Annotated in this window: 23 protein-coding genes and 4 pseudogenes; 13 read left to right on the top strand and 14 right to left on the bottom strand. The window is 39.0% G+C overall.

Going from position 1 to position 25,173, the window contains the following annotated elements:
- Positions 1-148 precede the first annotated feature (148 nt).
- From DTA23_RS30025 to DTA23_RS25835, 9 genes and pseudogenes are all read right to left on the bottom strand, one after another.
- Complete coding sequence (locus DTA23_RS30025; RefSeq protein WP_256604713.1) at positions 149-940, bottom strand: type IA DNA topoisomerase; 792 nt, start codon at positions 938-940, stop codon at positions 149-151.
- A 208-nt stretch (positions 941-1,148) separates the two neighbouring features.
- Positions 1,149-1,669 (bottom strand): annotated as a pseudogene (locus DTA23_RS30020) (DNA topoisomerase).
- Between the two features lie 32 nt (positions 1,670-1,701).
- Positions 1,702-2,001: a toprim domain-containing protein gene (locus DTA23_RS30015; protein ID WP_256604682.1), complete on the bottom strand. Its 300-nt coding sequence runs from the start codon at positions 1,999-2,001 to the stop codon at positions 1,702-1,704.
- Between the two features lie 115 nt (positions 2,002-2,116).
- Complete coding sequence (locus tag DTA23_RS30010) at positions 2,117-2,521, bottom strand: hypothetical protein (protein ID WP_256604681.1); 405 nt, start codon at positions 2,519-2,521, stop codon at positions 2,117-2,119.
- A gap of 13 nt (positions 2,522-2,534) precedes the next feature.
- The gene (locus DTA23_RS30815) at positions 2,535-2,744 is read right to left on the bottom strand and encodes a DUF3945 domain-containing protein (protein WP_502263830.1); all 210 of its coding nucleotides are present in this window, start codon (positions 2,742-2,744) and stop codon (positions 2,535-2,537) included.
- Positions 2,745-2,822: 78 nt separating this feature from the next.
- Entirely contained in the window at positions 2,823-3,227 is a 405-nt protein-coding gene (locus DTA23_RS25850; protein WP_112376422.1) for a DUF4099 domain-containing protein, read from the bottom strand.
- 11 nt (positions 3,228-3,238) lie between these two features.
- On the bottom strand, positions 3,239-3,616 hold the full coding sequence (locus DTA23_RS25845) for a hypothetical protein (protein ID WP_112376421.1): 378 nt from the start codon (positions 3,614-3,616) through the stop codon (positions 3,239-3,241).
- A gap of 72 nt (positions 3,617-3,688) precedes the next feature.
- Positions 3,689-3,988, bottom strand: coding sequence for a helix-turn-helix domain-containing protein (locus DTA23_RS25840; RefSeq protein ID WP_078764479.1), 300 nt, complete (start codon positions 3,986-3,988; stop codon positions 3,689-3,691).
- 400 nt (positions 3,989-4,388) lie between these two features.
- A complete protein-coding gene (locus tag DTA23_RS25835; RefSeq protein ID WP_112376611.1) occupies positions 4,389-5,231 on the bottom strand; it encodes an RteC domain-containing protein in 843 nt (280 codons plus the stop codon).
- A gap of 581 nt (positions 5,232-5,812) precedes the next feature.
- Here DTA23_RS25835 and DTA23_RS25830 point away from each other — a divergent pair.
- The 6 genes and pseudogenes from DTA23_RS25830 to DTA23_RS30120 all read left to right on the top strand — a co-directional run bounded on the left by DTA23_RS25830 (position 5,813) and on the right by DTA23_RS30120 (position 12,879).
- Complete coding sequence (locus DTA23_RS25830; RefSeq protein WP_112376420.1) at positions 5,813-6,424, top strand: Crp/Fnr family transcriptional regulator; 612 nt, start codon at positions 5,813-5,815, stop codon at positions 6,422-6,424.
- Between the two features lie 152 nt (positions 6,425-6,576).
- Complete coding sequence (locus DTA23_RS25825; protein ID WP_112376419.1) at positions 6,577-7,791, top strand: C10 family peptidase; 1,215 nt, start codon at positions 6,577-6,579, stop codon at positions 7,789-7,791.
- Positions 7,792-7,810: 19 nt separating this feature from the next.
- Entirely contained in the window at positions 7,811-8,308 is a 498-nt protein-coding gene (locus tag DTA23_RS25820; RefSeq protein ID WP_112376418.1) for a hypothetical protein, read from the top strand.
- 1,066 nt (positions 8,309-9,374) lie between these two features.
- The gene (locus tag DTA23_RS25810) at positions 9,375-9,728 is read left to right on the top strand and encodes an ISAon1 family transposase N-terminal region protein (RefSeq protein ID WP_070569066.1); all 354 of its coding nucleotides are present in this window, start codon (positions 9,375-9,377) and stop codon (positions 9,726-9,728) included.
- 40 nt (positions 9,729-9,768) lie between these two features.
- A pseudogene (locus DTA23_RS25805) lies at positions 9,769-10,704 on the top strand (ISAon1 family transposase).
- Positions 10,705-11,766: 1,062 nt separating this feature from the next.
- Positions 11,767-12,879, top strand: a pseudogene (locus tag DTA23_RS30120) (acyltransferase family protein).
- Here the strand turns inward: DTA23_RS30120 and DTA23_RS25795 are convergent.
- On the bottom strand, positions 12,860-13,393 hold the full coding sequence (locus DTA23_RS25795; protein ID WP_112376610.1) for an SRPBCC family protein: 534 nt from the start codon (positions 13,391-13,393) through the stop codon (positions 12,860-12,862). The pseudogene DTA23_RS30120 and the gene DTA23_RS25795 sit on opposite strands and share 20 nt — an antisense overlap.
- 330 nt (positions 13,394-13,723) lie before the next feature.
- On the opposite strand from DTA23_RS25795, the gene DTA23_RS25790 reads away from it, so the two are divergent.
- Positions 13,724-14,080, top strand: coding sequence for a hypothetical protein (locus DTA23_RS25790; RefSeq protein WP_112376416.1), 357 nt, complete (start codon positions 13,724-13,726; stop codon positions 14,078-14,080).
- Between the two features lie 72 nt (positions 14,081-14,152).
- Here the strand turns inward: DTA23_RS25790 and DTA23_RS25785 are convergent, their stop codons facing one another.
- Complete coding sequence (locus DTA23_RS25785; protein WP_112374444.1) at positions 14,153-15,328, bottom strand: IS4 family transposase; 1,176 nt, start codon at positions 15,326-15,328, stop codon at positions 14,153-14,155.
- 395 nt (positions 15,329-15,723) lie between these two features.
- Between DTA23_RS25785 and DTA23_RS25775 the strand changes: the two genes are divergently transcribed.
- Both DTA23_RS25775 and DTA23_RS25770 read left to right on the top strand, forming a co-directional pair.
- Positions 15,724-16,641, top strand: coding sequence for a discoidin domain-containing protein (locus tag DTA23_RS25775; protein WP_172462517.1), 918 nt, complete (start codon positions 15,724-15,726; stop codon positions 16,639-16,641).
- A gap of 192 nt (positions 16,642-16,833) precedes the next feature.
- Positions 16,834-17,160, top strand: coding sequence for a hypothetical protein (locus tag DTA23_RS25770; RefSeq protein WP_112376413.1), 327 nt, complete (start codon positions 16,834-16,836; stop codon positions 17,158-17,160).
- A 265-nt stretch (positions 17,161-17,425) separates the two neighbouring features.
- Here the strand turns inward: DTA23_RS25770 and DTA23_RS25765 are convergent, their stop codons facing one another.
- Positions 17,426-17,881, bottom strand: coding sequence for a GNAT family N-acetyltransferase (locus DTA23_RS25765; RefSeq protein ID WP_112376412.1), 456 nt, complete (start codon positions 17,879-17,881; stop codon positions 17,426-17,428).
- 219 nt (positions 17,882-18,100) lie between these two features.
- Here DTA23_RS25765 and DTA23_RS25760 point away from each other — a divergent pair, with 219 nt between their 5' ends.
- From DTA23_RS25760 to DTA23_RS25745, 4 genes are all read left to right on the top strand, one after another.
- The gene (locus DTA23_RS25760; RefSeq protein WP_112376411.1) at positions 18,101-19,195 is read left to right on the top strand and encodes a sensor histidine kinase; all 1,095 of its coding nucleotides are present in this window, start codon (positions 18,101-18,103) and stop codon (positions 19,193-19,195) included.
- A gap of 142 nt (positions 19,196-19,337) precedes the next feature.
- Entirely contained in the window at positions 19,338-20,651 is a 1,314-nt protein-coding gene (locus DTA23_RS25755) for a sensor histidine kinase (protein WP_172462516.1), read from the top strand.
- 128 nt (positions 20,652-20,779) lie between these two features.
- Entirely contained in the window at positions 20,780-22,396 is a 1,617-nt protein-coding gene (locus DTA23_RS25750; RefSeq protein ID WP_112376409.1) for a GAF and PAS domain-containing protein, read from the top strand.
- A gap of 13 nt (positions 22,397-22,409) precedes the next feature.
- Positions 22,410-22,901, top strand: coding sequence for a sensor histidine kinase (locus tag DTA23_RS25745; RefSeq protein WP_112376408.1), 492 nt, complete (start codon positions 22,410-22,412; stop codon positions 22,899-22,901).
- 101 nt (positions 22,902-23,002) lie between these two features.
- On the opposite strand, the gene DTA23_RS25740 is transcribed toward DTA23_RS25745, so the two are convergent.
- Both DTA23_RS25740 and DTA23_RS29995 read right to left on the bottom strand, forming a co-directional pair.
- On the bottom strand, positions 23,003-23,332 hold the full coding sequence (locus tag DTA23_RS25740) for a YegP family protein (protein ID WP_112376407.1): 330 nt from the start codon (positions 23,330-23,332) through the stop codon (positions 23,003-23,005).
- A gap of 162 nt (positions 23,333-23,494) precedes the next feature.
- A pseudogene (locus DTA23_RS29995) lies at positions 23,495-24,757 on the bottom strand (M60 family metallopeptidase).
- Positions 24,758-25,173: the final 416 nt, after the last annotated feature.

Here is a 25,173-nt window from a genome sequence, read left to right as displayed (position 1 = left end):
TATAGCGGTAAACCTAATCAGCTAGAGGAGCAAAGTTTGATTTGGTACCTAACCTTTCCTATTCTTACCTTGATATTCCCATTACACAAAAAAAGCCCGGAACCATTCGCGGTCCCGGACTTCACTAACCAAAAAATCACATCATGAACTATTTGTATTTACCTTTATTTTTTTGTTCAAACTCAAAGGATGTCGAGCCGGACCCATCCAACAGGATATAAGCATTGAATGCTTTCTTATTTCTGCCGACCATCTTTTTAATCAATGGACTTCTACCTTTTTTTAGAAGGGCATCAATTTCCTTATAACTAAGTTGTACACCGCAGATATTGCGAAATAAAACCCACCCACAGCCTTCATCTGTACATTTAACAACTTTTTCCCGTAGAACCACCTTACCCCTACATTTCGGACAGTACAGATCCATACTATCCGTAGAAGCCCTTCTTACGTTCAGTAATTCACTGGTTATTTCATGTACTGCAAGCTCAACCTCCGCATGAAAAAGTTCAGCATCAATCTCTCCATTCTCAATTTTCTCAAATGCAATCTCCCACTGCGCGGTCATTGCGGCATCAGCAATTTTCTTGTCCCCAACAATTTCATAAACGAGCATGCCTTTATCGGTGGGAACAATACTCTTTTTCTCCCGAACGATATATCCCCTGTCAAAAAGAGTTTCGATAATGGCGGCCCGTGTGGCAGGTGTGCCGATACCGATGTTTTTCAGGATTTTTCGTTCTTCCTCATTTTCAACTGTGCTGCCTACATTTTCCATTGTCGCAAGCAGGTCCGCTTCCGTATAGAGCATCGGGGGTTTTGTTTTCTTCGCAAGTACGTTTACAGCATCAATGTTCAGCTGCATTCCGGTTTGGAGATCAGGAAAAGCAGTGACAAGATCCTCACCTTCCTGCTCAAATTTCCATTGATCACCTTCCAGCCAGCAGAAGTAATCCTGATCGCTTTCAGTTTAAAATTATAATGCAGAACTGCGATTTTTATATCTGTAATTTCCCTATGACATGCGGGTGAAACTGATTCAAGAAGACGTTTTGCAATCATTCATATAGAGCATCTTCACTTGCTTCCAGTCTGGTAGGGATATTTTCGGTAATCAATATCCGTGATGGTCGTAACCTTCACATCATTTACAATATGCTTATTATAGCGTTCCACTTGATTTGATCAACAGCTTCCTTGCATGAACTCCGGTAACCTAAAGCGAGGATTAATGAAGGTATTTCAGCCCAGATATCCTCCGGTATATATTTAGAACCCGTTCTTGGATAGGTTATAAATTTCTTTTCATAAAGTTTCTGGGCAATCTCAAGTGTCCGTTCGGCAGAATAACCCAGCTTTTTATTCGCCTCTTTCTGCAATCCCGTCAGGTCAAAAAGCAGTGGAGCCTGGATCGTACCCGATTTTTTTTCAACCTCCTTTATCTCTGCAACGCCACAGCGTTCAAGCGTACGCAGGATAGATTCGGCCTTTTCTTTATCATGCCATTTATCCTCGGATTGGCTTCTGAAACTTATTCCTTCTTTTATCAAGGATAGTTCCAGCTGAAAATAATCTTTGACCTCAAATGCTTTATGTGCAAGGAAACGCTACAGATAAGCGCAAGTGTAGGTGTCTGCACTCTTCCCAGCGAAAATAGACCATCACCCATCGCAATGGTAAGCGACTGGGTTGCATTGATTCCTACGAGCCAGTCACATTCCGACGTTCCCTACCAGCTTCAAAAAGACCGTTAAATTCACTTCCCTGTTTTAGATTTTGAAATCCGTGGATAATTGCCTTTTCGGTCAGGCTGTTGATCCACAACCGCTCAAAAGGTTTGCTGCACCCGAGATATTGATAGATGAACCGAAAAATCACTTCACCTTCCCTCCCGGCATCCGTAGCAACAATAATACTACCACACTTCTTAAATACGGAGCCTATTATTTCAAGCTGTCTTTTTGAACCCTCATCATACACATACCCATTACCAGATTTCACCTTTCTGCCATTCAGTTTGAATTCAGAAGGAATGATGGGGAGGATTCTTTATTGAATCCCTTAATCCCATAATCCTCCGGCATCGCCAGTCCAACAAGGTGTCCAAATGCCCAGGTCACAAGAAACCCTCCGCCTCAAAATAACCGTCCCTCTTCTCTGTAGCCCCTACAATTCTTGCCAGTTCATAGGCCACCGAGGGCTTCTCTGCTATGATCGCTTTCATAAGGTAAGGATTAATGTATTTTCGGCCCTCTGGCATTTTCCTTTTTAGGAGCATTTTTCTGCGCGTTATTGGCTGTAGCATCCTGTTTTGTTGCCTGTCCCTGAACAGTTCCCTGAGTTTCGGACTGTTTCTGAGCTTTCTCCTGCTGAGGTTGTCAAAATCGAAGTCCAGCTTACCGGTTTCCTTATTTTGCCAGACGTACCCTGAATAAAGCTTCGTTCCTTCTAGGTTAACAATATCTTTCATAAAAATGACTTCACCATTCTCTAAACGTTTTTTATCCTTCTCCTCCAGCACCTTACCTCTAAATTCAGGCGGAATGCATAGTTCTGCCCCTGCTGTTGTCCTTCACTCTGTCCCGCAAACCCAGCTTTTTGGCATCTGCGCTATATTGCAGTTGCTGATTAAAAACTTCACCTGTCTTTGTATTGACCATGCCTTCAACAAGAACTGGTCTTCCTTCCAGTAGTTCGGCTTTCTGTTCTGCATTTAACCTAACTCCACCAAACTTTTCACTGATTTTAATGAGATCTACCGGAAAAGATACGACCTCATTCGTAAGTTTATCGATGCTGATCAGCGATTTTACTTTTGTCCGTCAGATAGTTTGTAAGTTCGGCAACCCGCCCATGTTTCCTGTCTTTTTTAAATTGTCTTTATCTTCCGCAGTAAAAACATGGCCGTAAAACTGATTTTTTAGATCCGGTTCGAGACGGACACCATGTGCCATCACCACGACCTGATCACTATCTTTTGGTTTTCTCAGTGAAAGCCGTGCATCTCCTTTCATGACTATACCATCGAAATTTCCTTCAATCCTGTAAATTCCGTCAGATTTGTACCCCTTTAGCAGCTTATCCAGCTGGCCGTTCTTTTCAAGAAGCGCACGGTTCAGGTTTAGTTTTTCAAGGGAGGTCCAGTCTATCTCCTCCACTTTATACTTGTAAGCTGATTTGGTTTCATTTGTTGGCGCTGCGCCTTCCGATGTTTGATTTGTTTCCATATTTTTTTGATTTAATTGTTGTCATACTTAATCTCAAGTGCATCCAGAAGCTTGTTACCTTCCGGCGTAGGATGGTCTATCGCTTTCTGTAATTTTTTGGCAACTTCATTCAGGTCGATCTCCGGGCCCCTGAAAAAACGGAATGATATGGGGTCATTAAGCCTGCGCCAGAAATTCGAAAAGAAATTGCTCAAGGCATCTCCCTTATCAACACGCATAAAATCCAGTAAATTTGACTTTTTGGGGTCTGCTGTTTGGAGATTACCCTCTTCATCTACCCCTTTGACCGCTTCAATACGGTTTTTCTTCTTGTCAAGCACTAAAAGGATATCTGATAATGCTTCCAGTTCTTGCGGCTGGTTTTCTTTAGAAATAGTTTGTTCGCTCATAATAAAAAGTTTTTACGTTGATCGAATCTATACTTTGTTGGGTGCTTCGTCAGGTGGCTATCCGATGTTTTCCTACTTAGGCGTATATTTACCACCATGATAACTGTCACGGATAAACTGCTGGACATCGGAACTTTTGTAGAACACCTTACCGCTTACGGTAAAGTATTTGATCTTTCCGATTGTGCGGTAGCGTTGAAGGCAGCGATAGGTTATTTTTAGCATCTGCAGGACATCCTGATTATCCAGCAATTCTTCGCCGTCTACGCTTAGTCTTTTCTTTTCCCTGTTTTCAAGATCACCCGAAAGGATATCTAAGCGCTTCATGATTCGCTCCATCCAATTCAAAAATTCTATTCTGTCGATATTCATAGCATTCGCTGTTTGGTTTACAGATCCAAAATTGACCTAGTTTTTCCGGCTATTTCTACCAGCGTGGTTAGTCATATCTAGCCATAAAGGATTTTTTTTCACTTTTTTATGACCCAATAATCATTAGCGGCAATGTTCTTAGGCTGACTTAATGGGTAGCCCATGACTGAACATGACTAAAGAAAGGCATAGTGTAAAACAGTAAAAGTTTCTCTTAATTTGGTTGTTTGGGGATTAATAAGTTGGGATCTCTATTAACAAAAAGAGACGGTCTAAAAAAGACCATCTCTTTATATCTAAAATGACATTTAATTCCAATTATAATTCAATTATGTCCAGCAGTTTCATAATGCTGTAAAAACATCCGATGAATATTACGAGCAGATCTACCAAAATTTTATCAATCGTTATCCATATACTGTTCAAGTGAATTTTTTAGGAAATGAAGGTACCGTGCTCGCTGACCGGCCCTGAATTTCATCTGATAAAATGCATGATGAATATCGCCAAGGCTAACCTCAAATATATCCTCAAACATTTGGCATATCTTCCGGATACCTGCTCTTCCGTTGGAAACACTTCGTGAGATATGAAGTGCATAAATAAGTTCAATAAGCGCATTTTTTGAATCCGTCCAGGAAAATTCACTATCCTCATTTATATCTACCAGCTCATCTTTATGGTTGTGCTCCACCCTAATGAATTTTCCACTAAGATAGGAATGATAGAGATCATAAGCATTGATCTGCGCGACCTTATAATCATAATAGGTTGAAAAGTCCCTATCAACCTCAAAGAAAAAGCTGTCAACTCCATCAAAGTAATTGATGTTTCCGAGCCGATAATAATATTCATCTTTGTCTGATCGTCCGGCACGGTAGTAACTGTAAAAATCGGATGAGGATATATGCTTCTTAAAATCCTTATTTAGCAACTTCATCTGTTCACTGTAATATGATTCGATAAGTTCAGAATTCAAAGGACTAAAGGCTTCTATTTTTATAACTTTATTGTAAAACATAAGCCGTCCCAGTATCTCAGGTTTCACACGTTTAAAAAAAATAATTTCATCAAGAATACTGTCAAATCCTTTAATATTGATTTGCCCTTTTAATTCTGTTAAAGTTTTGTCAAGAAAAGAGACCATGTGATAAGCTTCATCAATAGCACTTTTCTTGCTTCTTGATACACTTATCTCTTCTTTCTCGATAGATAATAAAATGTTTTTATATGCCTGTTTCATATGATTATTTTTTAAAGTGATAATGCCCCACACTTTAAAATATATCCCATCTTATTGAGATAAAACAAAATTAAATATACACTATAATTTATTTCACATCCATTGACTATAAGGGTGTTTAATTATTTGTAGCAACATAATTGGTATCCGCTGGCATTTAATAAAAATCTGACTTTACCAATAAGTTTAATTATTACCACATGGGAATTGATAGCTTTAAATAAAAAAATATTAATACTACAAGGAAATTAGACTAATCTTTTATTAAAAGTAATGACATAACTATTGCTTAGCTTTCCCATGATAATTCTGGACTATACTACTTTGTTAAAGTCCTTTCAACAAAAATCTAAAACTTCTTCCATTTACTAGATAGGTCAAAGGGAACTCTAGTTTGATTAATAAATGTACCTCTTTTCATAGATCAACCTTCTGTAATATGGCTTTCAGAATAACAAATTAACCACTATTTATACTGAATATTTTTGATAAAAGGCAAAAAAGAGCATGTTTAATTAAAATTTTTCACGTATATTCCAGTATCATTACTAACTACACATTTAATCTTTCCGAAAATAAGAATGAGAAATATTGTAAGTACAGAGGAAGAGAATATAGCTAAGGAATCCTTATTGGGCTTTCTCGGAAGTATTCATTCGATGTCGCCGGAACTGCGTGCTGCCTTATTCTCAAATACATATTTGCAAAAAGTAAATAAGAAGCATATTCTACTCGATATAGATGAAATCCAAAAATCTCTTTTTTTTATTGTTAAAGGAGTAGTTAGGTCTTACTATCTCGATAGCTTTGGTAAAGACACAACTTCATGGATACTTTTTGAGGGGGATCTTGCAATCTCCGTATATAGTTTCTTTAGTCAGAAGAGGTCTTTTGAGGTATTGGAGACTGTAGAAGATTCAAGTCTTTTGGTGCTTAGCCATGAAAAATTAATGGAGCTTTATCATTCGTTTCCAGAATTCAATTATATTGGTAGGATTCTAACTGAAACTTATTACATTAAAGCCGAAGAAAAGGCAAACGAATTACGTGTCTTTAGTGCAACAGAGCGCTATCTGCATCTACTTGAAAAATACCCTAATATTATTGCACGTATTCCTTTAGGTATGATCTCTTCATATCTTGGAATAACTCAATCTACATTAAGCAGAATTCGGGCTAAAAAAGAATTTTAAATATATTTTCAGTTTTTCTTAAATTATTTATCTGTAAATCTCAAAAAAACTCTCTAAGATTACACAAAAGTGTAGTTTTCAAACCTTAATGCAGAGTAGGTTAATATTTTATTTAACTTAGAAAATAAATAAAATCTAAACTAACAACCATTATGAAAGTACTCAAGTACATTTTGCTGGGCATCACCTCTCTAGGCATCCTTTCCTGCCAAAGAGATGACATGTCAATTACTAAGAAAGACAAATACAACGTTACTACCACCGAAGCGAGAGATTTGGCAGGTCTCGCCAGCCAAGTATCCTCCAAAACATCAAAGCAGGCAAGTGGAAAGACGGGAGAATCAAAACAACGAATTGTGAAAGAAGTGATTGCTTATCCCAACGACGAATCTCCCTCTTTTTATATTATAAATTATGTCGATGAGGGTGGATTCATCCTTTTGGCGGCAGATAAGAGATCAGTTCCGGTAATTGCGTCTTCTGCTCATGGAAATTTTATTTTCAATGATAAAACAAGTCCGGAGCTAAAAAGTTGGGTAGATGCTACCGCGGAGTATATCCAGAATATTGAAAAAGACAAATCAAATCGGGCAGTAAATTCCTCGACCGTAAATCCACTGTGGGACGGGCCATGTCCTGATGCCATATTCAGGGGCATAGATCCTGAGTTCGGGATCAATACCGTTTGCGAAATGGAACCTTGTAATTATCAAGATGTTGAAATTGCACCTAAAATAAATACTACATGGGGGCAAGGTGTGGGATACAATGACCAGCTGATAAATATGTCATGCACCAACTATAGCAATGGCCGTCCTCCCGTGGGTTGTGTTGCGACAGCTATGGGACAGGTGATGAAGTACTATAATTATCCAACATCGTATAATTGGAGCGCAGTGCCACTTACATACCCTACTTCTGAAACCGCAAAATTAATGAAGAACATTGGTCAGGCAGTCAGCATGGACTGGCAATGCAATGGATCAGGTGCCGATACGCAAAACGATGTTGCTACAGCGTTCAGGAACAATTTCGGCTACTCATCTGCAAAATATATGAATTTTGATTCTTATAAAATGATAACTGAACTACAGGCCGGAAGGGTGCTAATCATGAGAGGCGGGCAAAATGTGAACGGTAACTACGCAAACGGACATGCATGGGTAGTAGAAGGCGGCAGAATGACCTGGACCTGCGATTGGAACTGGGAAACCGGTCAGGTAATAGGCGCATATAGTAACACCTACGGCTATATGAACTGGGGCTGGAGCGGTATTGACAATGGCTATTATCAGACCGAGCACCTGAACAACTCAGGCGGTTCTTTTAATTATAAAACAGGAATGGTTTACGATATCCGTCCATAATTTACTTAAATTAGAAAATATGAAATTAATATGTCTGGTAGCTGTCTTCTTAACATTGGGTTCTTGTAAGAAAACGGAAAATAATGGCGGATCGGTAGTTGTAGACCAATATTTAAAGGTCTCTTTTGTAAGCTCCGAAAAAAATGATCTTTTAAAAGAACTAGGTAATACAAATATTTCCAAGCTTAGACTGTATTATCTTAAGGAAGGTAAGAAAACCATGTACTATAATCCCAATCTTAGTGATCCTTATGGAATCCAATTAATAGTGCCTAATGAACAAACAAATCCGTCCCCTTATCAGCTACAACTTTTGCTGAACAATATAGGAACACTGGGTGAAAATGTCAGTTCGACTACCTATTTAGACTGGGGAAACGGTAAAGAAGACACGATTGTAGGCTATTTCTTTAATGATGCAGATAACCGAATTCTCACAAAATTCAAATTCAATGAACTAGAAGGAGGACTAAAAGAAAAGCTTGGATTGGTTATTGTCAGAGACAAAATCAATTAAATAATCTTTGTGTATGATTATCCTACCTTAATAATGAGGTGGTTTCTTATAAGGAACCACCTCATTATTTTTTATATCCTTTTTTTAATACCTTCTATTAATTGGCTCAATCTGTTCATCTTGTATTTACATGTCGTATGATTAGGAAAGCGTAGGAAAAAATACGTCACGAATTCTTTAAGCTTATTTATTTTTCAAAAAGTTCTCGATTTTTGTTCAATCAAGGTAGTTGGTATGATCATATATTTAATAAAGTCCTCCGGATATTTTTTCTAAAAAACCAAATATTAATTATACTAAAATTGTTTTAAGATAAATTTTGAAATTACTCAATATAGAAGAATGAACGAATAAATTAAAGCTCCCAAAATCAATTAATATTTCTGTTCATTCGTAAAACCAAATTTATAAACATATAAAATTAAGAAGATGAAAGAAAAATCGAAAAGACCACCTCCAACTTTGCAATCATTAAAAATAGTAAGCAAAACCTACAATTCAGCCCCACAAAAATTGTTAGGAATTTGCTATAACTTAAAGTGAACAAACAATTATAAGTAAATAAAATCTATGGATAATTCTCTTAAAATATCATCCAGTAATTTTGACCATAAAACAAAAATAGAGTTGGCAATTTGCCAACTCTACAATATCTATTTTAAGAAAAATAATGAAGTAAACACGTATGCTCGCAGGATTCGAACTGATCATTTGATTCATAACTCATTATTTTTCAATAAAATAGAATCAACAAATAGAAAATTGAAGCAAGAAAAGTTCGAAAATAAAATCCTTTATAGATATATCAATGAGATTCGAACTTTTTTCACAAAAATACAATCTATTATTTTTCAGACAGTTATACGTAAAATCCAGTTCAAATCTTGCACCAAATGGTTCAATGACAATCCTTGCAAGTTCACTGAGAAGAGCTAATCGCAAGATTGGCTTTTTTTTGTGTTAATAACAAAAATCAATCAGATCATTCTGCATTAAACGGATCAAGTAGACTTCTTGGGGGAATATCAAAAATTTCCTAGTTTAGCATTTTTAATACAGATATCCCTTGCAAGACGCCGAACGTAAATTACTATCGCTATTGATGCCCGAAGGGCTTTTAGAATACTTTCAGATTTTAGAAGTCGATCAGGTTGACAATCAACTCCACATTTATTTAGATGAGCTTAATATTTCTCCAACAGGCTATGAGAACAGCAAGCTGGAGTCAAAGGGCTTTATGCCTTCTACAGAGATTTCCGACTTTCCCATTAGAGGTCAGAAAGTCACATTACATATCCGCCGCCGTCGCTGGACAGTCTTAGATACGGGACAGATTATCACAAGAGATTGGAACCTGGTCCGTGAAGGTACCCGAATGACAACTGAATTCGGGCTTTTTTTAAAGAAGATATTTGGATAACTATCCTGTAAGTGCCCAATTGGTAGGATTATTCTTCCAGATGGACGGCAAGCAACTTCAGGATCAATACAAGAACCATCTCAGTGACTTCCATGATTGGGGCCAAAAGCCACATGCAGAGCGATGGACTCTTTTCCCCGGGAATATCTCCGAACGCTTGAGCATCGATGAGACCAGTTTTAGCAACGGTGAATTATATACCATTGTTAGCAGTAAATCGGCAAAAGGGCGTAAAGGGACGATTCTGGCAACTATCAGGGGCACAAAGGCTGAGGATATCATGACTGTTCTTGAGCGAATACCTTTACGTTCAAGGAATAAGGTAAAGGAGGTGACCATGGATATGGCACCGAACATGGCTAAGGCAATCCGTAGATGTTTCAGGAATGCCAGGCGTGTGGTCGATCGGTTCCATGTCCAAAAGTTAGCTTACGATGCAGTGCAGGAACTCCGTATCAGGTATCGTTGGGAAGTATTGGATGCAGAAAGCAAGAAGATGGCCTATTCTAGAAAGCAGGGAACCCCATATGAACCCGAGTTGTTGCCTAATGGAGACACGCTCAAACAGTTACTGGCTAGATCCAGACACCTCTTGTTCAAGCATCCAGGCCGATGGTCCGAAAACCAGAAATAACGAGCTGAACAGTTGTTCATACGGTTTCCCAAACTAAAGCTCGCTTATGACCTTGGAATTGCCCTGGGTGACATATTCAATAAATGCAGGGACAAAAAGATAGCATTTACCAAGCTGGGACTGTGGCATAATCAGGTTGAGAATGCGGGCATCGCCTCTTTTGAGAGCGTAGCAAGATCCATTGCGGCACATCATCAATATATCCTACACTACTTCGACAACAGAAGCACCAATGCTTCAGCAGAATCTTTCAATGCAAAGCTCAAAGCTTTCAGGAGTGTCTTTCGGGGCGTAAGAGACACCACATTCTTCTTATATAGAGTAATGAAACTGTATGCTTAAAAACTTTACCCCCCAAACTTTCGGTATGATCCACATAATTATCAATGTGGAATTTGTTTATCAGGTTATCCTACTTCGATTTAATGATGTCATTTATTTTCACGCAATGACTTTAATTCTTTAATTCCGTTCAAAATACCTCCTATAATGATATTTCCATATCCAACAGCCGATAATTCTAAATGTATATGGATTAGTTTTAAAAATGTAAGTAGTCAACGTTAAAACATTCCAGTTTTAGATGCTTTGAAAGATGTCAAAAGATCATTTCGCTTTATCTCTATACCTAAATAAACTATTACCGCGAAACAGTTTTTTTTGTCACAGAAGCGTAGTTCCTTTTCCTTTTTTTTGTTTGATCTTTAATTGCAGTAAATGAGGATCAAAGAGTGATCAGATTCTAATTTAGTACAGTGCTTGTTCAGTGCTTGTTCAGTGCTCGTTCAGTGCTTACTCAGTGCTTACTCAGTGGGAACTGAACAAATACTGACTAATCACTGTCTAAAAAATGATTGAAAACTGTTATTACCTCCCAATTGGTATTAGAATGTATCAGTTTTAATGCCTCCTTAGCTATTTATTGTCAGCCAAGTGTGGCAGCCATCAAAAAGGGATCGAGCTAACCATATTAATAACGCTGCTGTCTACCCGGGCGTTTAGCAATTTAGCCCCATATTTACATAAACGAGCAGAATAAGTGCTGGACCTTGATCGATGACATCCTTGACATTGCATGTAGTAATAAACAACGTGGTTTAATTGCGTATAGCGATTAAAGAAAACCTTTGTGAATCGGACAGCAAGATATAAAAATTTGGAGTATTGAATCCCGCGATGCTTCATCGACAAGAAAATAAGCTGGCTAGCTGTATAGACCAGTAACAAGAATAGTGAATCCGTATAAACAAATCTGCGTAACACCAAAATGAGACTAACCATCGGGATTTTGATACAATATGATCAAAATCAAATGTGTTATTTCACTATTTTCACCCATTCATTCGATAACATGTATAAACAATTAGCAAGTCCATCGACATCTTCGAAATACAATCAGAAGCCATGAATAATAAAAACCTTTCTAAAAAACCACACTATCCCATTTTAGACGGACTAAGAGGATTGGCGGCGATTATCGTTGTCACCTTTCATCTCACCGAGCCATTGGCAACAGGTCACCTCGATATCTTGGTAAACCATGGCTATTTGGCAGTTGACTTTTTCTTTCTTTTATCTGGCTTTGTAATCGGTTATGCTTATGATGATCGCTGGCGTACAATGTCGATTGGCACTTTCTTTAAACGCCGTATTGAACGCCTTCAGCCCATGGTTATACTGGGTATGACTCTTGGCGCGATAGGCTTCTACTTTACCGATTCCACCATCTGGCCACTTATTCATACCGTCCCGATTTGGAAAATGCTTCTCGTAATGCTCATCGGTTATACGATTCTCCCCGTCCCCCTCTCTTTGGATATTCGTGGTTGGCAGGAAATGCACCCGCTCAATAGTGTTGGCTGATCATTGTTTTTTGAATATATTGCCAATATTCTCTATGCTATCGGTATTCGTAAATTATCCAAAACAGCTTTAAGCATTTTGGTCATTATCGCAGCTGTGGCGCTCGCGCATTTGGCGATTACAAGTCCCAATGGTGATGTTAGTGGTGGCTGGACGTTAAATGTTGAGCAAGTGCGGATAGGAATCACCCGCGCCATGTATCCCTTTTTTGCGGGCCTTTTGCTATCCAGAATAACCAATCCCAGCCGTATCCGACATGCATTTTTATACTGCAGTATTTTAATCGCCATTGTGTTGTATATGCCTCGTATAGGCGGAGCAGATCAGCTTTGGTTGAACGGGATATATGAGTCTGTATGCATTATCATTGTATTTCCCTTGATTGTTTACTTGGGAACAAGTAACATATCAAGTAGCAGAATAGAAAATAAGCTCTGCAAGTTTTTGGGTGACATCTCCTACCCGCTATACCTCGTACACTATCCTTTGGTCTATTTTTATGTTGCCTGGATCAGCAATAACAAGGATGTGACGCTAGTGACAGCCTTGCCTTATGCCCTATTGATTTTGCTGACGAGTATTGCACTGGCCTATGTCAGCTTGAAATGGTATGACGAACCTGTCCGTACATGGCTCAGAAAGAAATTGGACTAATCATTGTTTCTATAGCTCTGCTTTGAGCTTTTTGCAAGAGATGGGGTAACTTTTTGTGCAACTGCTTTTTCCAGCCCATTTCCATAATAAAACTGATCAAAACCAGCTTAATGCCTTTATAACCGGACTGTTTCACTTTCAAAAAAAGAGTCCCACTACAGGTTGGTTCTAATGAAAAGCTCAACACTGTATCCAATTTTGTGAAGATTCCTTTCGTTAGTTTATCTGCCTTATCCGAATGAATTCCGGCACAGGCCAATGCTTTCTCACCAGTAGCTTCACCCCGGTAGCTATACGCAAGATATTGCTTGGGTATTGCCGAAATAATTTCGCAATGCGTAATACCATCCCAGCCCTTCTGGGCTTTCATCCTAAACGTAAAATAATGTCCTGTCTCGGTTTCGATGTCGTTTGGCATAAACCAAGCCCCAAGCAGGTCTGCTTCCGTCAATGCACGCCACACCAGATCTTGGTCATAGGGCAAAAATACTGTCAATTTAATTGTTCTCTCCATTTTTTGCATAGCTAAAACTGCTGGCCCAACAGTAATATCAGTTTTTTGATTTTTTCCATACGATTTAATTATTCATGCAATCAAATGTAATAAGACCACGATGAAAGCCAAGTACACCATCGGTTAAAGATCGTCCATTTCCTATTAATTCTTAATGATTTCCTACCCAAACGAATTAAAATGTTACAAAACAATTTCCAAAGCTGATTAATCAATCGATTGACTAAACTAATTATGATAAAAGTTTATTTTTTTTACACACCATAAAAGAACATTATTTATATTTATTGATACACAATATAAACCATTATAAGAAAACTTTTAAATTTAATGCTTGCAACCCTCGCACTAGGGGTTGCATCCTGCAACAAGACCTTGGTTAACACCGAAGAAAGTGTAGGAAATCTAAAGGCAAACGCAGCAACAACTTCGGTAACCAATGAATGGAGCAGTAATCCCTATAAGCTGAATGTCATCTATTTTGTTCCAAATGATGTTGACTCCATTCCCAATTTCAGAAAGCGTCTTAGCAAGATCCTCTTAGATGCTCAAAATATGTTTGCAAATAATATGGATCGCGAAGGCTTCGGAAGAAAATCTTTCGGATTGGATCTACTCAATGACAGTTTGATTAATATCCATTACATCGCCGGAAAATACGGCAAAGCTACTTCACATGTGTCCTAAATAAATTTTAGGAGTCGTTTTCTGTGTTACAACCATTGATTTTTTGCTCATTTGAATTTTGACCCCTACTTTTCATTCCGTGAAGATGTTCAGCTGTCCATTTTTTCCTTTGACCGGAGGCCTGACAAATGGATCATCTATCCATTTCCAGATGTTTATTTTCACGAAGATATTCATTCTGATAAATGCCACAAGATTGGAAAGATTCCAATCATATTTGGCCTTCTTTTGGAGGTACTTTAACAGTAATATGCCGATCAGTGAAGTCCAGATCTGTATCATCACTGCATTTTCAGAAGTCCCTATGAATGTCGATACTTTTAAGCGCTGCTTTAGATGCTTGAAGAAGACTTCGATATGCCAGCGTTGTTTATAGATGTTTGCCACCAAAGAAGCCTTCCATTTAGTATTATTGGTCAAAAAGTGGTACTCATTACCAGTGGTGCTGTCCCAAAAGTGGACCAGGCGTAACGGTTTGGAATTGTATTTATTGCAGGCAGCACCGGAAAGCTCAATGATCTCATCTTTAATGATTCCCTTTTCCAAGAGTGCTTCACTCTGATATGATTTGATAACCTTGTAATTCATGTTGGTTTTACTCCTGGTAACGAAATAACAGCCCCTGCTGTCCAAATCCCCAAGCCAGCTGTAATCCACGTAGCCACGGTCCACTACCACCACGCTTCCCTTAGAAAAACTGTAACTACCGGCCCGCTGGCTCTCATGTACTTTTCCATCGGTAATCTGCATAAAAACAGGCAGGCAGCCATCATAATCCAGAACGGTGTGCAGTTTTACCGCACCTTTGGTGCTCCTGAATTTAGCCCAGTCAAATACAGATAGACATAAGGGGATGATGCTGGCATCCATCAGATATACTTTACGCTTTAGCTGACCAAGATCTTTGCGAAAATGGGTGTCCTTTTGCCAAAGCCTATCCAAAACAGAATAGTAAAGATCTTTGAAAAGTTCATGGGTACGGTGTGTGTTGATATAGGATATATTAGACTTACTTGGAGCTCTTACTACACCTAAGTGGTTCAGATTACCAGTGGTACTGCGTAAACCGTTACTAATATCACGAACCGAATCTGCCGAGGAAAAATGACAGAAAAGCATACTGACTAGATGCGTCCAGCTGTTGATCCCTTTCTGATGTTTGTCACTTTTGTGCTTTGAAACCAAATCTTTGAATAATTCGCGGTCGATAAGAGATAAAATCTGACTAAAAACGTTTAAATTTATCATGGCGGTGTGTTATAATTTTGCGATTTAAATATAGCAACTTTGCTATATCTAAACACCGCCACTTTTTAAACGTTTAGGACGCAAGTGAAGCTACTTATCCATATTCAGGGGGTAGCGGAGCAGTGAAGGCAGAAGTGGACAGCTATTTTAACCAAAATCCGTCAGGAAAAAAAAGCGAGCAAAATCTAATTATTATTCCAACGTATAATACAGATCCAGCTAATCCTGGAGGCCCGCCGTTCTATGGTACAGGCACCAGCTGCTACGCCTTAGATTATGTAAATCTAGACGCTAAAAACTTAGGAATAGGCGGCGATATTGGATGGAAAGCAACTGTGTGAATCGGTGGAATGATCCACGAACTGGGCCACGGATTAAATGCCAGTCACAATAGGATGAACAAAACATTAGCACCAACTTTAGGTACGGCTTTAATGGGTTCAGGCAATTCAACCTATGGAATCTCCACAACCTCATTGACCAGTACCACAGCAGCAACATTTAACAATAGCCAAGTATTTAGCACTGTGGTAAGAAGTGACTGGTATGCATCCGCTTCTGCAGAAATTACATCCTTGTCATCAAGCTTTGTGAACAACAAGATTATCATTTCCGGGAAATTTACGACAACAAAACCGGTCAATGACATTGTTGTCTGGCATGATAGAGAGCCTTTTGGCGTAAACAACGATTATGATGCCGTACAATGGGCCACAAAAATAATTGGCCAGGATAGCTTTCGATTCGAGTGTCCATTAGCTGATTTTTATGATCTGACAGGGAATTACGAAATGAGAATAGGGTTTCTCCATGCCAATGGAAGCCGTACAACCTTAGGGTACGCTTATAACTTCGTTAACAATGTACCCGATTTATCCAAGGTTGTTACCTATAAACTTTTACCGACAACAGGTTGGTCAATTGTCGCTAGCGATAGTAACGAGCCTGGATCACCGGCGAGCAATGTATTGGATATGAATAGAAGTACAGTGTGGCATACGCCCTGGTCGTCCACTCAAACTCCGCAGCCTCACTTCTTCTCCATCAATATGGGGGCATTACGCACCGTGAAAGGAGTTGCTTTCCGTAACCGCGACAATTTAAATGGAGCGATGAAAGATGTCAATATTTACTCAAGTACAAATAGTGTAAGCTGGACATTAATCAAAACGACGCAGCTGAACAAAGTTGCTGGTTCCTGGATCAATGTCGATCTGAATGCCTCCGTTAACACCCAATACCTTAAAATAGAATCGACAAGTTCCTGGGGTGATTTCTTCTATTCTCATCTTGCAGATTTTGGTGCATATTAGTTTTTAAACCAATAGAATAGGCGGCCGGTATAACAAACAATACCGGCCTTTTTTGTTTTGATCACCATGAATAAGTGAGTTTCATAAGTGTGGTTAGCAAATAATTTTATATTTTTAGTACGGCGTGCAGGCTTTGACTTATCAATAAGCTAGAATAAACGACCGAAGTAAACACTTACCAAAAAAAATAGGATGAATCGACAAGAACTGATCAAAACTTTTTCTGACAACCACCATACGGTTATTGCCTATATCCAGGCATTACCTGATCCCCTTTTTTTATACCGTAATCATGAAAAATGGACAGCTGGTCAGCAGCTAAAACATATCCTCTTAACGCTTCTACCCTTTCCAAAGATACTGCAATCAAAAGAGTTCATCGTCCAAAAATTCGGCACCCTACAACGTAAATCTTGGGACTACGATACAGTACTTAACAATTATCTCAAAACAAGCCTACAGGCGCCAGGTCAATTTTTGCCTGATGAAATCCTGCCTGCACAAAAGAGAGCCTTATAACGCAATTAGAAGAAGTAATAACCACAATTAATCAATTATTTGCACTGTACAATGAAGAGGAGCTCGATAGCCTGGTCTTACCCACCCTTTGCTCGGAAAACTCAGTATACGTGAAATGTTTTACCTGATGAGCTATCATCCCCTACACCACCTGAATCAAATTAAGGAAAACTTGGCGTCATTAAACCACTAAGTAGCAACTTATTTTTCAACATGTTGCCTGACTAGCATTCATGGTTTGTGTCTATTCCTTCATGGTATTTATCTATTCCCTTGTATGGACCATATCATATAAATCAAAGCCTTCAGCCCAATAATCTTTATGGATTTCCCGTAGTACAAAACCATTTTTCTTATAAAATCCAAACGTAAATTGAGAGGTGCCGACTTCGATCTTTTCAACCTGATGATGGGCGTAAAGAAAGTCAATGCGATGATGCAATAAGGTTTTTCCAAAACCAAATCCATAATATTTTGGATTTAAAAAACTCCAACTCAAATATCCTGTGCGCTGATCATCGGAAAAACCTACACCGCCGCCACCAATAATTTGTCCGTTAACCAGTGCAACAAAATACGTCTCCATTTCCTGATCCAGATATTCCCTGAAATCGGCAACCTCGCTCTGTGCAAAGTACTTCGGTATATTCATATGAAGAATATCAATCAGTTTATTGCTATCTTGAACATCATATTTCCTAATTTCCAAATACTTATCCATAATTGGTATGATTACAAATCCCTGTCTATTTTAAACTTACATCTCCTGTGAAGTTTCTTAAATATAGGAATAATTTAGTGGGTTTTTATTGCACTATTCCCAAGCATACCCGCTAATCTCATTTTTATTAAAAAACATAAAAAACTATGGCTATTGGCTTGATTTTTGATTAATTTTTCGCTCGCACTGTGGCAAGCAGATGATTATTAAACAACCAATATGCAAAAACCTCAAAAGGATTTACCGATTTTTTTTGAAGCATTAAATCAAATGCCGATTGCCACGGCCATTTATGATAATTCGAACCTCAATATCGCATTTGCCAATTCTCGTATGTTAAAAATGTGGCGTACAGAGAATGAAATAGTTGGACATTTCTTTGGAGAGGTTTTTCCGGTTTTTACCCAGGAAGGATTTACCGATATACTCCGTAACGTCTGGGAAAGCGGTGTTACCTACAAGGCAGTTGAAACTCCCGCAACGATTGTTGACGGTGATTTCAAAATCAAACGCTATTTTGATTTTGAGTATAAGCCACTCTTTGATAAGCGCGGACGAACAAATTCCATCCTCCACACAGCTACCGATGTCACGCATAAGATACACGATGAGAAACCTTTAGATCGAGAAAATATAACTATCAATCCCGCAACCAACCTGCGCATGATATCCTATACACTATCACATGATGCTAAAAATCCCTTGGCACTCGCTAAATTGGGTATAGGTGTACTTAAAGAACATTTGGATATGCAAACCAATAGGCGGCTCGAACTGTATGAGGTCATCGATCAATCACTTGAAAACATCGCTGACATTATCGACAAAACGGTAGAGCTGAGCCTTGCCCCAATGTATAGGCTACGGAAACAACCTGTCCGTTTAGATCTTACATTGCCCAATTGGTGCCGGGAAGCTAAATTATTATTCCGTAGCCCGCATACTGAACTTATCTTTGGGGACCTTTTTCCAGTAAACAGTGATCAAAATGGAGTTTACCAAATCTTTACAAACTTGATCAACAATGCCATTAAATACTCTTCGGCCAATACGAAAGCAGCGCTGCATATTTATAGTGAAAAAGTAACGAACGGTGTGTTATATATCATAAAAGATAATGGTATCGGTATTCCGCAGCATGAACTCGAAAATATCCGTATGGAAAGACTTCGTGGCTCAAATTCAACGGAGTACCAGGGAAAAGGCATCGGATTGTTTATCGTTCAGGAAATTCTTGAAAGGCTCAAAGCGCAGATGGCCATTTTCAGTCAGGAAAACCAAGGGACCGAAATTCGTTTGTTTTTTCCAAATTAATAACGTGACGTAGCCTTTTATCTTCCTTTCAGGACAGATTTTGCCAATCTTGTCCTGCTATTCAAGAAAAATCATTGTTGAACTCCTGATTTATAGCTAATTTTGAATGTTTAGAAATTGCAAGCAAATCAGACAAGTCTTTATGAATCATTTTCGTAAATATTGGAAACTACTTTCCCATATTGGTGCACATCCGGACATGTCATACATCGATTTCAAACGCGTATACATGATCAATCTGATTGCATTGTTATGTTTATTTCCGACAATTTTCTTTTCAATCCTCAATCTTATCGACCACCGTTATATTTTAGCAGCGATTAACTTCTGCAATTCACTATGTGCGCTTACGGTCCTTCTACTTCAATATTATGAGAAGCGTACTATCGCTAAGGCAACACTGTTGACAAGTAATGCTGTGTTTTTCTTCGCTGGAGCGCTACTTTATAAAAATGGTGGCGAATACTTTTTATTGTGCACATTGATTGTCTCCATGTTGATGTATGATAATCGAAAGATCCATATAGCCCTTTGTATTACGGTAGCTTTTTTGATTTCACTCTTATATCTACTTCCCGATATACTCCCGTTAAGCCAGCAAGTGCCTCGATCTAGGTCTGTTTTCAATATTATCAATGCACTAGCTTTTATGGTCGTCGCAGTCAACTTCTTTCTTGACATCATCTATAAGAATATAAAAAAAATTGAGCAGCAACGCCGCAACTTAGAATCCATGAATCGGGACAAAGAAAAAATCTTTTCTATTATCGCGCACGACATCAAAAGTCCTTTTGCCAATCTGGAAGCACTGGTCTTTATGTTTCGTAATCAAATGCTCGACAGTACAAACTCCCAGGAATACATCCAGCAGATCTTTCAACAAATTACGCAGCAGAATCAGGCGTTGGATGATTTATTGCAATGGGGCAGCAGCAGTATGCAGGGGATCAATACCAAAGCATCACCCCAGTTGATCAAACCTATAATACAACAAATTGTTGAAGTTTTTAATGAGAATGCACAATCTAAACAGCTAAAAATCAATATTGATATACCAAACAACACACAGATAATTGCCAATCGGGATCATACCATCATTATTTTACGCAACTTGATCAGCAATGCGATTAAATTCAGCTATGTGAGCGGGAATATCAACATCTACACCAGCATGGATGAAACCTATACACATATTCATATTCAAGATGAAGGAATAGGAATTAACCCTTCGAAGTCCGCCGTACTTTTTAATGAGATCCAGCAAAAGTCTTTCGGAACGGAAGACGAACCCGGATCGGGCGTAGGCCTTGTTTTATGTAAGGATCTTATTGAGCGGAACAAAGGTGTAGTGAACATCCAAAGCACACCTAATAAGGGATCCGTTTTTACGGTCGGATTGCCATCCTGCCCCAGCCATAAACCACAAACCGAGTTCGAAGTACCCAAATGCTGTTAATTCAACTATAGGTTTAGAAATTTTTTGGTGGTTTTATGGAATCATTGAATTGCCGATGAAGAGAGAAAAATTGAATCTCCCTTTTGTAATTAAAACTATATCTTTATAAAAAGAATTACAGGGTCACTATGATAGAGAATACGTTTGGAATGGATATAATGCCTGAAAATGAACATGACCGACTGAATGCCCTCAGACGCTATAAAATAATGGGAACCCCCGCTGAAGCCAGCTTTGATGGAATTGCAAAATTAGCCAGCCAGATCTTTAATGCCCCTATTGCATTGCTCTCATTGGTGGATGCAGAATCGGTCTATTTCAAAGCAAATATCGGCATGGGCACCACAAAGGAAACGAATCGAGGGCAAAGTTTGTGTAGTCTGGCTATTTTGGACAAGAAAGTAACAGTCTTTGAAGATACATTGGAAGAAGATATCCTACTGACCAATCCAACTGTAATTGGAGACTTTGGGCTACGGTTTTACGCAGGTGCACCCCTTATTACACATGATGGTTTTATGATCGGTTCACTGTGCGTTATCGACAAGCATCCGCGGGCTTTCAGCGCAGCTGATCGACAGATATTAGCAGGTCTTGCACGCACAGCGATGGATCAAATCGAGCTTCGAAGTTCTTCCATCGATAAAATTGATGAGCTTGAGGGCGTCAATATTACCATGGCAACCATGCAACAACGACTGCTCGAACTTAATGACGAAATGGAGCTTGCCAATGACGAACTTTATCGCACGAATAGTCAGCTCAACAAATCCTATGATTTGACCGTGCTACTCAATAAAAATCTCAAAAAAAGTGAATGTCGATTCAGATCCTTTATAGATAAGGCCCCAATAGGCTTTGCGATTTTAACAGGCCGTGAGTTAGTTATTGAAGTTGCCAACGATAGGATGCTCAAGCTCTGGCGCAAAACCGAAATTGTCCTCGGCAAACCACTTGCACAAGCGCTTCCAGAACTTCAGGGACAGCCCTATTTAGGGATATTGGACGATGTCTTTACCACCGGCCAAAACTACATTGGAGATACTGCCTACGCAAGACTTGAGTCTATGGGGGTATTGGGCGATCATTATTTTGATTTTACTTATGAGCCGTTAAAGAATGATGAAGGTGAAACGGAGTCTATTATTGTCATAGCCAATGAAGTTACCGAGCGCATCAAAAGAAACGAACATCTTGAAGCTCTCAACTATCAGTTGGAAATTGCACTAAAAGCTGGTGAACTCGGCTCCTACAATCGCGATATCAAAACAGGAAAAATGGACTGCTCCGAAACCTGTAAAATCAATTTTGGTCTTACCAAAAACGACCGCTTTGACTATGAAGACCTCATGCGAAGCATCGTCCCTGAACACCGCGAAATGGTGTATCAAAAGGTGCAGGACGCTATCCAGAACAAGACCACTTATCACGCTGAATATCTCATCCGTTGGCCTGATGGATCGTTACACTGGATCAATGCATCAGGTCTTCCCAAATACGATCCAGAAGGTCATGCAACTCACCTCATCGGCGTAGTGGCAGATATTACAAAACGAAAGAATTACGAATCACAAAAAGATGACTTCCTGGGCATTGCCAGCCATGAACTAAAGACACCCGTCACGGGCTTAAAGGGAACGATTCAATTGCTGGAACGATTTAAGGACAAAACTGGAAGTGAGATCATTTCAAGGGTTATTGATCAGTCTGCTGTCAATATCAAAAAAAATCGTTACACTTGTTGATGACCTGCTCAATATGCATAGAATCAGTGAAGGACAGCTTCATCTCGAAAAAACAACATTCAAAGCGTCAAAGATTCTTGCCTCCAGTTGTCACAATATCATATCCCAAGGCAACCATCAAGTTAATATTACGGGCGATCTCGATGCAACTATATTTGCTGACGAGCAACGCCTTGAACAAGTGCTTGTTAATTATGTCAACAATGCCGTTAAATATGCACCAGAATCGAGAGAAATCAATATCACTGTGGAACAGCTGCAAGATTGTATCAAGATAACCGTCAAGGATCAAGGTGAAGGTATTGATCCGGCAGTACAGCCTTTTATTTTTGATCGATATTATAGAGCAAACCATGAAGGCAAATCGTACTCGGGGCTCGGGCTCGGACTCTATATCTCCGCTGAAATTATCAAAAAACACGCGGGTCTAATAGGAGTTGACAGTACGGTAGGCTTGGGCAGCAGTTTCTGGTTTTCCATTCCACGCCCACCAGCGGAAAGATAATCGCAAAAGAGCCGGTAAAAAACCGGCTCTTTGTTATAAACTCCTATGCGCTTCTATTTACAGACTGCTTATGTGCAGCCGATCGGCATTTCAATATAGACTTAGGCCATCTCCTCAACCGTCGCGTCAGGCGCATTCTTCTTGACAGATTCAATGCCGTTTTCCATACCACTTGCGCTTTCATACATCTCGCTGCTTCCAATAATTTGACCATTGGTCGCCTTGAGATTGAAATAGTACTTACCATTGGTAGCAGTTTTACGATCAAATTTGTTATCGTCCTGAGCATTCTTCTTAACAGATTCAACGCCATTTAAACAGTTTGCTTTAGTTGTATAACCTTCACTGCTTAAAATCACCTGTCCGTTTCCAGCTTTTAGATTAAACTGAAATTCGCCATTTTTCCGAGTTTTTACTTCAAATTTACCCATTTTCTCAATTAATTAAATAAATACGTGGTTATTGGAATGAAATCCATACTACAATATAATACTTTTCCATGTTTTTATTGTAAAACAACGATTAATTTTTTTTCCGCGATAAAGTACTTGTTTCTATCCGTCTATCCTGTCCAACAGGGTATTTAAGAATGTTTAATCTCTTAAAGTAGTTAGATCCTGCATTGGCGCTGGCAAATTTAAATCAGCTATTGCTGTATAGACAGATTCATCAACTTTAAACCCCCATTTTCTAAAAAAATCCGAGAGATCTTTTTGAGCAATCTGACATGCAGACAGCATAAAATAGCGCATTTTCTCTGCATCTGTCGAAACTGCGGGCCTGTTCTCGCGCGTAGTTTTGCTAAGTTTGATGTAAAAATCGTCGCCAAATCCCAACCAGAGATGATGAAACATAATCATTTTCAAATCATTATCCCCCAAATTAAAGTTACGATCAGCGATATTTTTTTGAAAGTAAGTCGTCAATATAGGCCAGGAATTATTGGCTGTCACTCGACTTACCGGCAATCCAAATCCCCTTTCGCTGGCTAACGAATAGACATTCACGGTTGTTTCTGTCAGATTGCCCCACGTCCAAGCTTTTTGTTAATAGGTGTGGCCGACCTCATGCCATATTCCCCATCCATTTGTATTGGACAGATATTTTGGCTGCAACATACGATAAGATAAGGCATCGGTAAAATAAATAGAAATACCGGCTGCCATATAGCCTCCAGAACTCGAATCCCTCACTGTAATCAGATGCTTATTGTAAGGTATCGCATGAACTCCACTGGTACCATTCAAGCCACTGATTCGATTGGAAAAGTCAATAATTGAATCCAATCTATTAACAATCAGCTGTTGATCTTCGTCCCTGTACAACAGGGCATCGGCAATTTTGGCTACCATAATGGTGTGATCCGACGAGAAGACGACATCCGGAACGGTACTTTTCAACGAATCCAATGTATCTACCCATTGCTCATGGGAGGTTATCCCCTTTTGAAAGTAAGGGACCGGAATAAATCCATTGCCAAAAGAAAGCTCGATTTCTCCAGTTGTTGTATAATTATCAGCTGTATAAATCACATAAACCAATCCCCCGTATTGATCCACTGTGAAAGTTTGCGTACCTGCCTGGAGATTGAAATACTGCCGGACTGGTCGAATATTATCTCTAAAAGGCGTCCCGATCGCTAAGCGTGCTGCTGTAGTACCCGAGTTGACTTTTACGTTTATGGTTATGGTACTGTTTGGCGCCACATAAAATCCGGTCATTTGCATCTCATTGTGATTCGCTCGAAACTGAAGTCTATCAGCCTCCGTTGCGGCCGAAGGACTTACGTTGAATAGTTGGACCGAATCCGCTATTGCTAAGGATTCTGCGCCGGTATCGTTTGGTAAGGTGTACATTAAGCTGCCATCTTTCCGGCAGGAAATGCTCATAGCGATCACTAAAATCGTGATTAAGGAAAACACGGTCTTTCTCATAATTTTTAAATAAAGTTTATAAATTGTATTAATTGTCCGCACTGCTTCCGATCATCCTACAAAGCCTCAGCGGCTGTTTCGAAGTTTTTTATTTTTTTGATCGATTTAGGATTCCACAAAACTTGAAACAAGATGATCCATACAAAGAATTCTCTTCACCTTCGGTAAAGTATTAGTTCATAATCTTAAAGCAAGATATAATATATTGTACAGAAAAATAATCAACAGCTTCAGATCAAACATTTGCACAATTAACGAAAACCTTTTCGCTTAGACGAACATCAAATAACCGAAAAGAAAGTATATTTTATAATAAATAACAAGAATCGAGTAATAAC

Origin of the sequence: Sphingobacterium multivorum (assembly GCF_900457465.1) — a bacterium.
GTDB classification, from domain to species: Bacteria; Bacteroidota; Bacteroidia; order Sphingobacteriales; family Sphingobacteriaceae; genus Sphingobacterium; species Sphingobacterium multivorum.
Note: the sequence above shows the minus strand (reverse complement) of the source record. Positions and strands in the feature narration are given on the sequence as shown.